At 42.7% G+C, this 14,549-nt stretch carries 11 protein-coding genes; 6 read left to right on the top strand and 5 right to left on the bottom strand.

What is annotated here, in order from left to right; genetic code table 11:
- The first annotated feature begins 98 nt into the window (after positions 1-98).
- On the top strand, positions 99-1,004 hold the full coding sequence (locus tag AC5YCD_RS12075; protein WP_496130267.1) for a protein-tyrosine phosphatase family protein: 906 nt from the start codon (positions 99-101) through the stop codon (positions 1,002-1,004).
- 42 nt (positions 1,005-1,046) lie between these two features.
- Here the strand turns inward: AC5YCD_RS12075 and AC5YCD_RS12070 are convergent, their stop codons facing one another.
- Both AC5YCD_RS12070 and AC5YCD_RS12065 read right to left on the bottom strand, forming a co-directional pair.
- Positions 1,047-2,753: a cation acetate symporter gene (locus AC5YCD_RS12070; protein ID WP_496130266.1), complete on the bottom strand. Its 1,707-nt coding sequence runs from the start codon at positions 2,751-2,753 to the stop codon at positions 1,047-1,049.
- Positions 2,750-3,085 (bottom strand): DUF485 domain-containing protein, encoded by a 336-nt coding sequence (locus tag AC5YCD_RS12065; protein ID WP_496130265.1) that lies wholly within the window; start codon positions 3,083-3,085, stop codon positions 2,750-2,752. The genes AC5YCD_RS12070 and AC5YCD_RS12065 overlap by 4 nt, the downstream gene beginning before the upstream one ends.
- 182 nt (positions 3,086-3,267) lie before the next feature.
- Between AC5YCD_RS12065 and AC5YCD_RS12060 the strand changes: the two genes are divergently transcribed.
- Positions 3,268-6,759, top strand: coding sequence for a PAS domain-containing hybrid sensor histidine kinase/response regulator (locus AC5YCD_RS12060; protein ID WP_496130264.1), 3,492 nt, complete (start codon positions 3,268-3,270; stop codon positions 6,757-6,759).
- A 41-nt stretch (positions 6,760-6,800) separates the two neighbouring features.
- Here AC5YCD_RS12060 and AC5YCD_RS12055 read toward each other — a convergent pair whose 3' ends face one another.
- On the bottom strand, positions 6,801-7,451 hold the full coding sequence (locus AC5YCD_RS12055; RefSeq protein ID WP_122900595.1) for a response regulator: 651 nt from the start codon (positions 7,449-7,451) through the stop codon (positions 6,801-6,803).
- 371 nt (positions 7,452-7,822) lie between these two features.
- Here AC5YCD_RS12055 and msuE point away from each other — a divergent pair, with 371 nt between their 5' ends.
- From msuE to AC5YCD_RS12040, 3 genes are all read left to right on the top strand, one after another.
- On the top strand, positions 7,823-8,551 hold the full coding sequence (msuE, locus tag AC5YCD_RS12050; RefSeq protein WP_496130263.1) for an FMN reductase: 729 nt from the start codon (positions 7,823-7,825) through the stop codon (positions 8,549-8,551).
- Between the two features lie 29 nt (positions 8,552-8,580).
- Positions 8,581-9,666, top strand: coding sequence for a dimethylsulfone monooxygenase SfnG (gene sfnG / locus AC5YCD_RS12045; protein ID WP_496130262.1), 1,086 nt, complete (start codon positions 8,581-8,583; stop codon positions 9,664-9,666).
- Between the two features lie 232 nt (positions 9,667-9,898).
- Complete coding sequence (locus tag AC5YCD_RS12040) at positions 9,899-10,555, top strand: hypothetical protein (RefSeq protein WP_496130261.1); 657 nt, start codon at positions 9,899-9,901, stop codon at positions 10,553-10,555.
- A gap of 30 nt (positions 10,556-10,585) precedes the next feature.
- Here the strand turns inward: AC5YCD_RS12040 and AC5YCD_RS12035 are convergent, their stop codons facing one another.
- A complete protein-coding gene (locus tag AC5YCD_RS12035; protein ID WP_496130260.1) occupies positions 10,586-11,764 on the bottom strand; it encodes an acyl-CoA dehydrogenase family protein in 1,179 nt (392 codons plus the stop codon).
- A 122-nt stretch (positions 11,765-11,886) separates the two neighbouring features.
- Complete coding sequence (gene acs / locus AC5YCD_RS12030; RefSeq protein ID WP_496130259.1) at positions 11,887-13,833, bottom strand: acetate--CoA ligase; 1,947 nt, start codon at positions 13,831-13,833, stop codon at positions 11,887-11,889.
- A 139-nt stretch (positions 13,834-13,972) separates the two neighbouring features.
- On the opposite strand from acs, the gene AC5YCD_RS12025 reads away from it, so the two are divergent.
- Entirely contained in the window at positions 13,973-14,533 is a 561-nt protein-coding gene (locus AC5YCD_RS12025) for a DUF805 domain-containing protein (protein WP_496130258.1), read from the top strand.
- Positions 14,534-14,549: the final 16 nt, after the last annotated feature.

Below are 14,549 nucleotides of genomic sequence, written 5' to 3'. Positions count from 1 at the left end.
TCATCCGAATAGTTATGTAATAAATCGCCTGTATTTGTATTTTTCGCTTAAATTTTATTCAATATACGCTAAACAATAATAATTTAAGGACAATAACTATGTCGAAGCTCCTTTGTCTGAGTTTAGCTTTAAGTACTGTGTTTGTGGCAGGTTGCGGCTCAGACAGTAAAAAAAATGCTTCAACCTTACCTAAGGATGGTCCCGAACGAATCAGCGCTGACTTTTTGCGTAATGTGATTAGCAATGAAAGCCTCAATCGGGGCTTTTTAGACCGTGGTTTATATACCTACGATGAACTGGCTGAGCGCTGTCCTGATAGTGTACTTTATTACGCATCGGCCACAGTAGATGGACCAGCGGTTGAGGGTATAGAGGTCGACCCTGAAGCAGCAGTTTGCCGTATTGCTTATGACCACGGCGATGATTTTATTGTCCGTTCAGGCTCTATTGCCAAGACTTCATATTTTGGCATTCATAGCGTGGATAATGTGGTGTATTACCAAGATGGCTATGAACTCGACTTCTACGATCTGGTATTAGATCTTAATGGTCAAAAATTTACTTTAAACGGTCGAATTCATCAGCCGCATGCCTATGAAGCGCAGTACATCACCAGTCAAGATTTTAGTATTGCTGATTCACAAGGGACGCAGTATCTTTTTACAGATTTAAAACGGGCTTTACCTGAGGATGAATTTGCCACCACCCAACGTTATGCTATGAGTGGTGAGCTCAAAGTCACAACAGCCTCTACTCCTTATCATGTGAAATTTAGCACCCCGACTGCATGGCAAATTAAAGCACCTAATACCCTGCCTAACGCAGGTGAGCTGAGAATTCAGGATGTCGCAGATTCAAGAACATATTCTAGTTTAAAGGCTACCAATCAGCCTGAACAGACGCTTTATTCTGCCTATTTACCCAATAAAATTGTGGCACAAAATCTAACTGTCTATTGGCGTAATATTTTGATTGAGCCAAGCCAATATCGTGTACCTGAATAAAAAAAAGACCCAATAGGGTCTTTTTTTTAGGTTTAACATCTCTTAGTGATCAGATGCACCCGAGATACCAATACCTGTTTGTGAACGTACAAACTGCGCATCAAAAGCACGGCGTTCTTCTTGTGCTTGTGGCGAATTATCGGTAACAGAGAATAACCAGCAGCAAAGGAAAGCCAATGGCATTGCAAAGATGGCTGGGCCATTAAATGGATTCACTGCTGTATCCGAAATACCTAAAGTATCTACCCAAACGGCTTTAGATAAGATAATTAACAATACTGCAAGCAGAAGACCCACTAAACCACCCACCACTGCACCGCGTGTGGTTAAGCCTTTCCAGAACATGGATAGCACTAAAACTGGGAAGTTGGCACATGCTGCTACAGAGAAAGCCAAGCCCACCATAAAGGCCACGTTTTGTTTTTCAAACAAAATACCCAAAATCATGGCAAAGATCGCTAAACCTAAAGTTGCGATTTTTGACATACGCAGCTCAGATTCAGGGGTGGTTTGACCTTTCTTAAATACATTGGCATATAAGTCATGCGAGATTGCTGAAGCGCCAGACAGGGTTAAACCTGCAACCACCGCCAAAATCGTGGCAAAGGCAACCGCAGAAATAAAGCCCATAAACAAGTCGCCGCCCACAGCATCAGATAGATGCACCGCAGCCATGTTATTACCACCCACCAACTCTAACTTACCTGTAACAGCCATTTTAGCTACATCAAGGAACTGTGGGTTGTTTGATACGTAAAGGATCGCACCGAAACCAATAATAAAGGTGAGTAGGTAGAAGTAACCAATAAAGCCTGTTGCCACTACCACTGATTTACGTGCTTCTTTGGCATCTTTAACGGTAAAGAAACGCATTAAGATATGTGGTAAACCAGCTGTACCAAACATCAGCGCCAAGCCTAAAGAAATCGCATCAATTGGGTTAGACGCTAAACTGCCCGGCCCCATAATTTTTGCTGCATCATCTAAATTAAGATCATGTACTTTAGAGAACACTTGGATTGATTGTTCAAACATGCCAGTAAAGCTAAAGCCCACGCCCTTCATTACCATAAAGGCCATAAACGTTGCACCAGACAATAGCATGACTGCTTTAATGATCTGTACCCATGTGGTTGCCAGCATGCCGCCAAACATCACATACGCCATCATCAATAGACCGACAATCACTACTGCAATATTGTAGTTTAAGCCAAACAGTAGTTTGATGAGCTGACCTGCGCCGACCATCTGTGCAATGAGGTAAAACGCAACCACCACCAGCGAGCTAAAAGCCGCCAAAGTACGTACTGGCTTTTCTTGTAAACGGAAAGACACCACGTCAGAAAGGTTAAATTTACCTAAGTTACGTAAGCGTTCAGCCACTAAAAACAGGACGATTGGCCAGCCAACCATGAAGCCGAGTGAATACAGCAAGCCATCAAAGCCTGACATAAACACCATCGCTGAAATACCTAAAAACGATGCAGCAGACATGTAGTCACCCGCAATCGCTAAGCCATTTTGGAAACCTGAAATACCACCACCTGCAGTATAGAAATCATTGGTATTGGTGGTTTGTTTTGCGGCCCATTTGGTAATAAATAAGGTTGCGCCAACAAAGATCATAAACATGATAATTGCAGGCCAGTTGGTCGGTTGCTTCTCGGCGGCACCCAAATCAGGGCCCGCAAATGCGAGACCTGACGTCAGCAGCAAGCTTGCTGCAGCAAAAACTTTAGCTTTAATCATACCTGCGGTCCTTTTTCCTGAGCAATGGCTTCAACTTCGCGAATCGCGTCGTCATTTAAACTATCGAGCTTGTTGTTGGCGATATACGAATACACGCCGCATAGCACAAACGACAGCACAATAATGCCAAGACCCAAGGGAATACCTATAGTCGTGACACCGCCATTTAAGGACTGCAATAAGAATTCTTTGTTATAGCCCACAAGGAGCATAAAACCGACATAAACAAAAAGCATGATTGCCGTGAGCGTCCAGCTCAAGCGACTTTTTCGTGCCACCATTTCTTTGAATTTTGGATTTTGTAGAATACGTTCTACTTGTACCTGATCCATGTTGTACTCCCTGCGCGAAAACCATTCAGCGCGATTTTTTAATTCGAATTATCTATGCTGCCAAAGTAGCAATCTGCGCTGGGCTTGTAATTTAGACTTTGGTCGTTAAAAATTAAGCAATTCTGACTGAGCAGTTCAGCAATCGGTTATCATAGCTGCATAATTTGTACCCTGTAGGCAATATGAACAGTTGGCTTATCATGGGGGTGCTGGCCCTCTATATCGCACTTCTCTTTATCTGTGCATTCTTTGGTGAAAAACACGCCAGTCGCTTAAGCACGCGCGGTCGCATGTTATTGTTTAGTTTAACTTTAGGTGTGTACTGTTCATCTTGGACTTTTTATGGCGCAACAGGGGCTGCGGTACGTGAAGGGATTATCTTTTTACCTATTTATTTAGGTCCACTCTTGTTTGTGGCTTTAGGCTACGATATCTGGCGCCGTCTAGGACGCGTCCGTCAGCATCATGCTATTTCGTCAATTGCTGACTTTGTGGCAGCGCGTTATGGCAAAAGTGGCTCTTTAGCTTCACTGGTGACCATTTTGGCAGTAATTGCCATTATTCCCTATTTGGCCTTACAGCTACGTGCCATTGCCTTAAGTGCAACGGTGATTATGGATCAGAACACCAGTTTAGCTGCTACCAGCAATGGCGTGCTGTTACTCACTGCGATTTTAGCCATCTTAGCCATGATTTTTGGGACTCGGCAAATTGCCAATACCGAACAGCATGGTGGTTTAATGCTGGCAGTGGCATTTGAGTCTTTTGTTAAATTATTTGCGCTGCTTGCTGTAGCGATCTTTTTTATTTGCGCTGACCCTGGAAATTTACAACAAATTTCTCGTGATGCTGCACATACTTTTCATCAAGTACAGTTGTTTGGGGTGCCAGATACCTTCTGGATTCAAACCCTCCTTGCTGCACTGGCGATTATTTGTTTACCGCGTCAATTTCATGTTGCTGTGGTGGAATTGCGTGATGAAAAACATATTCGCGGGGCGCGGCGTTGGTTTGCGACTTATTTAATTTTAACCACCATTGCCATTATTCCGATTGCCAGTTGGGCTCTACATGCAGCGCCTGAATATCTGGCGATTCCAGATGTTGCAGTGTTATCTCTACCTTTAAGCTATAACCAAGATTGGCTCAGCATCTTGGCCTTTTTGGGCGGTTTCTCTGCCTCTACAGGGATGTTATTGGTGTCTTCGGTGGCATTATCCATTATGCTCAGTAACGACCTGATTATGCCAGGGCTTTGGCGTTTAGGCTTGTTGTCACGTCATGATAAGCACTTACCTTTAGTGCTTAAATTTACGCGCCGTGTCTGTATTTTGGCAGTCATGCTACTGGGCTTTTTATTCTTCCATTTCTTTAATGATATTGATCAACTTTCGGTATTTGGTTTACTCGCATTTAGTGCTGTGGCGCAGTTTGCTCCTGCATTAATTGGCGGTTTGTATTGGCGTGGTGGCAGTAAGCAAGGGGTGTATGCCGGTCTGATTGTAGGCTTTGCGATGTGGGCCTATACCCTATTTTTACCTACTGTATTACGCAGTCTACCAATTGATTATTTGGTCATGAGCGAAGCCTTTTTAAACCAAGGTCCATTTGGTTTAGCATGGTTGCGTCCTGAAGCTTTATTTGGTTTTCAATCTTTTGCTCCACTGACCCATGGCGTGATTTGGGCCTTAGGTTTAAATGTTTTATTGTATATTTGGGTCTCTAAAATTTTCCGCCCGAGTATTGCTGAACAAATCCAAGCAGAAAGTTTCTTCTATTACGAAACCAAACCTTTACCTGCACAAAGTAGCTCAACTGAAATGAGCTATTTGCAGCATGATGTAGCACGCCTAAAGGTCGGGGATTTAATTGCCTTAGCCAAGCGTATTACCGGTGATGGTCCAACCATTCAAGCCTTCCAGCAATTTTGCGCGCAAAACAACGTTATTCTGAATGAAAATAGCAGTGCCAATGGCATGTGGTGGCGTTTTACCGAACAATACTTAGCTGGCACCATTGGTGCAGCCTCAGCACGAACCTTACTCACCACCGCCATGGTGAATAATGGTCTCGCTTTAGGTCAGGTGGCCAATATTTTAGACCAAGCTTCTCAATGGCAACGCTTTAACCAAAACCTCATTATGACCATGATTGACCATATGACCCAAGGGGTCAGTGTGGTCGATGAGAATATGTGTTTAGTGGCATGGAACAATCAATATTTAAAACTATTTGATTATCCAAAAGATATTGTTTATGTCGGTTGCCCAATTGCCGATTTAATTCGTTATAACGCCGAACGCGGCGAATGTGGTCCAGGCTCAATCGAAGAACATGTGCGTAAACGTATTCATTGGATGAAAGTGGGTAGTGCACATGAATTTGAACGCGTGCGTAAAGATGGCCGCGTGATTCAAATGCGTGGTAATCCGATTGAAGGTGGGGGGTTTGTAACAACTTTTGCCGATATTACCGCTTTCCGTGAAAATGAAGCCCTGCTCGAAGGACGGGTACAAGATCGGACGCAACAGCTTGCTGATGCTTTAGCCGAACAACAATTGGCACGTGAACAAGCTGATAAAGCCAACATGTCCAAGAGTCGTTTTATTGCCGCGGCAAGTCACGATTTATTACAGCCAATGCATGCGGCACGTTTATTTAGTACTGCACTTGAACAAAGCGTACAGTCTGAAGAAGACCGTAAGACACTGCAACAGCTTGACCGTTCTTTACACGGTGCAGAAAGCATGCTCTCTGCCCTACTCGATATCGCGCGTTTAGAGGGCGGAACCATTCAACCGAATCGTCAGCCTTATCCCTTACATGATTTACTTAGCGATTTAGAGCTGCAATTTAAATCGATTGCAGCCCAACGCGGCATTGAGTTTAATGTACACGATGTACAGTTCTGGATTGATACTGATCCACAATGGATTCGTCGTATTATTCAAAACTTTGTCAGTAATGCATTACGTTATACGGCTAAAGGGCGTGTAGTGGTTGGGGTATTACGCTCCGCTGAACGTGCCCATCATATTCGAATTGGGGTATGGGATACAGGACCTGGTATTGCTGAAGCACAGCGCATTAAACTGTTCCAAGAATTTGAACGCTGTGGACATACCTCACCTTGGGGTGAGCAAGGTCTAGGACTGGGCTTGGCCATCGTACAACGCATGACCAGCATGTTGGACTATCCTGTGCATGTTTACTCAGAGCAAGGACGTGGCTCTTGCTTTATGATCGAAGTACCTATTGTGGCAGCACCTAGAGTGGTGGCACAACCGGTGCAAGCTGTTCCACTGAAAACCAAAGCGTACAAAATTTTATGTTTAGATAATGATGAAACCATTTTAGAGGGCATGAGCACGCTACTGACCAAATGGGGTTATCAAGTGTTTAAAGCCACTGAACCTGAACAAGCAGCAGAGATTATTCAGCGCGAAAATATTCAGGTTTGGTTGGTTGACCAGCATTTGAATCATGAAAAAATAGGCTTGGATTTCATTTTAGCGCATCGTCAAGAGCAAGTGCCTGTAGCACTCATCACTGCTGATTCTGATCCGGAGTTACCACAGCGCCTCAAGGACTTAAGTATTATGCTACTGCGTAAACCGCTTAAACCAGCAGGCTTACGTGCTTGGCTGTCAGGTTTGAAAATCTCTAACACCTAAAATAAAAAAGACCGCAGTTGCGGTCTTTTTTTTAAATATTTTTAAACTTTACGTTCTTCAATATTTAAAGCGTTAATGGCAAGCACCGCTTGAGTACGGTTTTGCACGCCTAATTTACGGAAAATTGCCGTCACATGCGCTTTAATCGTAGCTTCTGACACATCGAGCTCATAGGCAATTTGCTTATTAAGCAAGCCTTCTGCCACCATCATTAGTACGCGAAATTGCTGTGGCGTGAGCGATTGAATACGTTCAGCCAGTGCCGTCTCGTCAGCCGCACGCGGATCAAAGTTCATATTGGCAGGTAAATTTGGTGGTAGCCAAATTTCGCCCTCTAAGACTTGACGAATCGCTTCACCAATATGGCTTGGATGGGCTGATTTTGGAATATAGCCCATCGCACCGTGCGCGATTGAACGTTGAATAATAGAAACTTCTTCATGCGCTGAAACGACAATAATCGGCAGTGCCGGATACTGCGCACGTACATGCACCAGCGCCGAAAAGCCTGATGCACCGGGTAGGTTTAAGTCTAATAAAACAAGATCAGGTTCAGGGCCATTTTCTAAGCGTTCGTAAAATTCATTTACAGCAGCAGTCTCATGAATTTGGGCTTGCGGTAAGCTATAACGTACGGCTTGAATCAGCGCATGACGAAATAACGGATGGTCATCAACGATTAAAATATTCATAAGTAGTGACGCGAAAGATCTGGTGCACATTAGGCTCTATTCTAACCACACATCGAGCCGAAGCGATACGCAAGAATTGATTATTTTTTACTAAAGCTGCATTTTTGTTAAAGAAAAGCCGCTTTTTGCAGCGTTTCCGAATAATCTAAGCAGATTTTGATATAAATTTTATTCAGAACAGCGCAAACCTTATACATATGAAATATAAATTTATTATTCAAATACTTATATTTATTTTAATTCATAAAATCTAAAAAAAAAGCTTATATCTTAAAAACAGATAACCTATTTTTTTTTCATTATTTTACACATTAGGGGATGTATTGATTAATAAACAGCAATCCGAGATTGAACCTATTGGGCAGTTTATTATGACAACTTCAACACAAAAACCATTAAACATTGTCGCTGTTTCTGGCGGTCTAAATAATCCATCAAAAACTGAAGCACTGGTACAAGAAATTTTAAATGAACTAGGTGATGCCACACCAATCAACGTGCATTTTATCAAGTTTAGTGAAATTGGACACTTACTTGGTGGAGCGATTTACCGCAACCAATTACCACAACGTGTACAAAATGATTTAGCTGCGGTTGAAGCTGCCGATGCCTTAATTGTGGGTACCCCAGTGTATCGTGCATCATTTACAGGTCTTTTTAAGCATTTCTTTGATTTTGTAGAACAAACTGCCTTAGTTGATGTACCGGTTTTATTAGCAGCTTCTGGCGGTTCTGAGCGTCATGCTTTAGTTCTTGAGCACCAATTACGCCCATTGTTTAGCTTCTTCCAAGCACAAACTTTACCAATTGGCGTCTATGCCACAGATAAAGACTTCACGCCTGAATATACCGTTAAAAGCGAATTACTGCGTGCCCGTATTACCTTAGCTGTTGCACGTGCTTTACCAATTTTAGAGTGGGCTCCTGCTAAAGGCCAACGTGCTGCAGTGGTGAAAGAGAAAACTGTTCAAGCCAGCCAAAACCTAGGCATTAACAAACAGATTGAACAAGAAGAAGTGCTCCCTTCTGCCGCGGTCCCTAGCCTAGATGCAGCCGAAGCACGCCTACATGGCAAAAAAGCGACATCTGAAGTGGCTTAATCTTCATATTTTTATCAGAGGGTCAGCATATGTCTCAGCCAATTACTTTTGCATATTGGGTACCTAACGTCAGTGGCGGTTTAGTGGTCAGCACCATTGAGCAACGCACCGATTGGAGCTATGACTACAATGTGCGTTTAGCACAAACTGCGGAAAAAGCAGGCTTTGACTATGCCCTCACCCAAATTCGTTTTACTGCCGGTTATAATGCAGAAAATCAGCATGAATCAGTGAGCTTTAGTCACGGTTTATTAGCCAAAACTGAACGCTTAAAAGTGATTGCAGCAATTTTACCGGGACCTTGGAAACCTGCCCTTGCAGCCAAACAATTGGCTACCATTGACCATCTGAGCAACGGACGCATTGCCATTAATGTGGTGAGTGGTTGGTTCCGCGGTGAATTTGATGCGATTGGTGAACAATGGCCTGAGCATGACGTGCGTTATCAGCGCTCAGAAGAATTTATTCGCACATTAAAAGGCGTTTGGACACAAGATAATTACAGCTTTGACGGTAAATTCTATCAGTTTAAAAACTACACCTTAAGTCCAAAACCTGTGCAAAAGCCGCATATTGAAATTTTCCAAGGCGGCAGTTCGCGTGCTGCGCGTGATATGGCATCCCGTGTATCCGATTGGTATTTTACCAATGGCAATACAGTCACTGAACTCAAAAAACAAATTGATGATCTTCGTGAAAAAGCTGCAGCCAATCAGCATCAGATTAAGATTGGCGTGAATGCTTTTATTATCGCCCGTGATACCGAAGCAGAAGCGCAAGCTGTATTGCAAGAGATTATCGATAAAGCACATGTAGACGCAGTGAAGTCTTTTGGCGATGCTACGCGTGAAGCCGGTGCTGCAACCCTTGAAGGCGAAGGTAACTGGGCCAAATCAACTTTTGAAGACCTGGTGCAGTATAACGATGGTTTTAAAACCAATTTAATTGGCACGCCACAGCAAATTGCTGAGCGAATTGTTGAACTGAAAAGTATTGGTGTTGATCTGATTTTATCTGGCTTCTTACATTTTATTGAAGAAGTGGAATATTTTGGTGCCAAGGTCTTGCCTTTAGTGCGCGAGCTTGAGCAACAACAGCAACAAAAATCTGCTTAAAAATTCTAATAATAATAAATGCACCAAGATTTATCCCTTAAGGCTCGGCTTAAGGGATTTTTTTATGCCATATTTTTTATATTTATTAATTACATCTTTCATACTACCTAAATGAGCTGACAACTTATCTACAACTTTGAGCTAAATTGCTTATTTTTCTGGCATAAATTGTGCATTTTTTTAGCATTCGATTACAATACCCTCGCAACAGCATAATTAAGAGAATAACAGCGTGAAAAATCAAAAGACAGGATTTGTCAGTGGTACTGTGGTGCATACACCATGCGGTTTACAACCTATTCAAGCCTTACAAGTTGGCGATTTAGTTTTGACACGTTCACCTCAAGGTACAACCAGTTATCAACCTATTCTGAAAATTGATAAAACTGTGCAGGCAATTTATCGCTGCACTTTGTTAGAACATCAACAAGACCAACCTTGCACTGTACATTATCTATTTACCACTGCCGAACAGCAAATTTTCACTGACAGTGAGTGGATTAAAGTGCTAGAAAGTGAAGAACATCGTTGTAGTACTTATAATTTAAGCCAGCAGCCTTTGAGTCTATGGCAGCCCAAACCGGTGTTTGCTGCCAGCAATCGTAAACAACAAACCTTTGGTTTAAATGCCTCAACCTTTAGTCAAGAGCTGCAACCCAATGGTCAAGATGATGAATTTATTTATATTTCACCAGAAGGCTTAGTGCATCATCAACCTTTAAGTGACCACTATTCCTTTGCTAAGGTCACAGCGCCCTTTTCACGCAATAGCGTGAACTGGAATCACATTAATAAAAAAACTTTGGTACTTCCGGTCTATCAACTGCATCTATCTAACAGTGACAATTATTTTGTGGGGCAAGTAGGCATTCTGGCTCGTGCAGCCTAATAAAAAAGCCCGCAGATGCGGGCTTTTTGTTTAAGAATAGAAACTTGGATCAGGGACTTTATCAGTGAGCACCCATTCGCCAATTTCTTGATATTTATAATCGACTGGGTCATGTAAAGTTTGTGTGCGTACATTGCGCCAAAAACGATCTAAATTGAGTTTTGCTGTAGTGGCCCGCGCGCCCATGACTTGGAAAATATTTTGGGTAATGTTGAGTGAGGTATTCGTGGCGGCTATCTTAGCTGTAGCAATGGCAATTGAGACCTCACCACGTTGTTCTGCGGTTAAGTTCTCACCGATCTCCCACGCCTGCTGTAAGGTTGCTACGGCTTTGGCTGCCAATAAACGTACGCTTTCAAGTTGTACATAAAAGTCAGCAAAATGACGCTGGGTATAAGGATCATTGACTGCATTTTCAGCTAAAGATTTAGACCATGCTTTTTGGTTGTGCACTGTCTCTTTGGCAATATTAAATGCACCTTCTGCTACGCCTAAGAACATATGCACAAAAATCAATTGAGCAATTAAAGGACGTAAACTCGAATAAGGAGTACTTAACGGGCCAGGATTGAGCAGTAATTCATGTTGATGAATTTTAACCTGTTCAAAATGACTGGTGCCGCTGTCTGTTTGGCGTTGCCCCATATTGTTCCAATCGCCTAAAAAGCTCACCCCTTCGCGCTGGGTTGGAATGACACCAATCACTAATTGACCTTCAGGGGTATAACCCGAACACAACAACATATCCGAATCGATTGAGCCTGAGCAAAAGCTTTTATCCCCATGGAAAATGTACTCATGTTCAGAAATTTTGGTTGCGCTAGTCCGACGATCTAGGGGATTTAAACTATTGCCCCAAAATAAATTTTCTTTAACGGTTCGCTCAAACCAAGCTGCATATTGTTGTTTTTGAGAAAATAATTCTACGGTAGCAATCAGTAAATGATGGAAACCATATACATGGGCTAATGAGCTATCCGCACGGGCAATTATTTGAATAGTCTTAAAAATAGTGGCCCAATCTGCCTCCTGCCCAGCAAATTCCTTTGGAATCGACAAACTCAGTAAGCCACTTGCACGGATTAAATCACGTTCGTATTTAGGATTACCGCCTTGCTTATCACGCTCGGCTGCAGTTTGGGCAAATTGTTGGGCTAAATCTTCGGCAATTTTGAATGGATCAGTGATTTTGTTGTGTGCAATATTCATAATAATACTGGATTCTTCGAGTGATTTTAGCTTAGCAGAACTGTTGTAAAGCCTTTAGCTAAATGCCTGCTGTGCTTATTGAAAAAAATACAATGCCGCTGTAAGCAAGCGGCATGTTGTTCTTAATCGGGCTTTGGATAAACTGTTTGAATTAAATTGTCTACCACTTGAGGCTCGGCTAAGGTTGAGGTATCGCCTAGGCTGTCGAGTTCATTGGCAGCAATTTTTCTTAAAATACGTCGCATGATTTTACCAGAGCGGGTTTTGGGTAAAGCAGGCGCAAAGTACAATGCATCAGGTGTGGCTACAGGGCCTAAAATTTTCCGTACCCATTGAATCAATTCATCATGCAATTGATCGGTGGCTTCTACGTCGGCTTGCAAAGTCACAAAGGTACAAATACCTTGACCTTTAATCTCATGTGGCATACCGACGACCGCAGCTTCTGCCACAGCATCATGTGCCACCAAAGCACTTTCAACTTCTGCTGTACCTAAACGATGACCGGAAATATTCAGCACATCGTCGACCCGCCCAGTAATCCAATAATAGCCATCTTTATCACGGCGCGCGCCATCACCAGTAAAGTAACTGTTGGCATAGGTACTAAAATAGGCGTCAAAAAAACGCGCTGGGTCACCCCAAATGCCACGCATTTGCCCTGGCCAAGAGTCTTTAATAATTAAGTTACCCTCTGCTTCACCCTCAAGCTCACGTCCTTCTGCATCAACAATCGCAGGTTGCACACCAAAAAATGGGCGCGTAGCTGAGCCCGGTTTAAGTGCTGTAGCACCAGGGATTGGGCTAATCATAAAACCACCAGTTTCGGTCTGCCACCACGTATCAACAATCGGACAACGCCCTTCTCCAACAACGTTGTAATACCAATTCCACGCTTCAGGGTTAATCGGTTCGCCTACAGAACCTAACAGACGTAATGAGCTACGATCACTTTCTCGTACAAAAGCATCACCCTCACGCATCATGGAGCGAATCGCAGTAGGTGCAGTATATAAAATGGTAATATCATGCTTATCTACAATATGACCTGTACGCGCCCATGATGGGTATTGCGGCACACCTTCGTACATCACGGTTGAAGTACCATTGGATAAAGGGCCATATAAAACATAAGAATGACCTGTAATCCAACCCACATCTGCGGTACACCAAAACACATCATCTTGTTTAATATCAAACACTTCACGGAAGGTACAATTGACATAGGTCAAATAGCCCCCTGTGCTATGCAATACACCTTTAGGCTTACCCGTTGAACCTGAGGTATATAAAATAAATAAAGGATCTTCCGCGTTCATCGGTTCAGGCGGGCAATCATCTGTGACTTGCATGATTTCAATGTGGTACCACACATCACGCCCCATTTGCATATGAATGGCGTTGCCCGTACGATGCACCACAATCACCTGTTCAATGGAGTGGGTATTGGGCTGCTCAAGGGCTAAATCAACATTGGCTTTTAAATAAATGGGCTTGCCACCGCGCATGGCTGAATCTGCGGTAATTACCATTTTAGCTTGGCAGTCTTCAATACGACTGGCTAAAGCCTCTGGTGAAAAGCCGCCAAACACTACGCAATGCACTGCACCAATACGCGTACAAGCTAACATGGCAATGGCCGCCTCTGGCACCATCGGCATATATAGCATGACCCGATCACCTTTTTGAATACCATTTTTTTTCAATACATTGGCAAAGCGACAGACTTCATCATGCAGTGACACAAAAGAAATCACTTTATGCCGCGAAGGATGATCACCTTCCCAAATAATGGCAGGTTTATGCGGATGTTCTTTTAAATGTCGATCTAAACAGTTATAAGACACATTGAGCTCACCATCACTAAACCACTCAATCTTAAAATCATCTTTATTAAAACTGCTGTTTTTGACTTGAGTAAAAGGCTTAGTCCAATCGAGTTTTAGGGCTTGTTCACGCCAAAAATCCTCTGGGTTGGTGATGGAATGTTGATAGCGCGCAAAATATTGTTCTTCATTGGTGCGCGCCGTTTTTTTAAGATGTTCAGGAACAGGATAAATTTCTTGCATAGCGAACTTCCTTGATCGAATGGCAACATCGCGTCGCCCTGAATTTTTACTTGTTTAACATTTACTCTTATAATTTTGCTGTGTTATGCCGCTAGATGCTGCAGCATCTTTGATTCCTTTACGATAAAAATGGTCTGTTATGAGTCCTCTTGATACACCTCCCTTACCATCTACGCCACGTTTAAAAAGCTATCAAGGTCGTTTTGGGCGTTTAAGCTTTATTGCATGGCATGCTGTGCTGTGGTGGGCGAGTTGTTGTATTGGTTTTGGCTTATTGCTTAGTTTAGGTTTATTTAACTTTGCCACATTTAGTTTAGATTCGGCCGCCTACCTTTTACCTACTATTAATCATATTTTTAGCTTACTCTTTTTTGGGCTATATACCTATTTTGCTTTTGTAATCACTATTCGGCGTTTACATGATATTAATGCCAGTGGCTGGTGGTCACTGTTAAGCTTTGTGCCCATGATTAATTTGTTTTTCTCTGTTTATTTATTAGTCAAAAAAGGCCATCCGACCAGTAACATGTACGCCCCAGCGCGAATCACCCCATTTTGGGAAAAATTCGTTGCATGGTCATGTATTGTGCTGATGCTAGTGTTGATTATTAGTATGCTGCTGTTATTAAGTAGTTATGAACAAAGCATTGACTTTTTACCTGCCGAACGGATCGTAGAAAAAGGCAGCGAGTTCTTCTAACAACTTCACGAAGCTG

The organism is Acinetobacter sp. CY05, from assembly GCF_059515805.1.
Note: the sequence above shows the minus strand (reverse complement) of the source record. Positions and strands in the feature narration are given on the sequence as shown.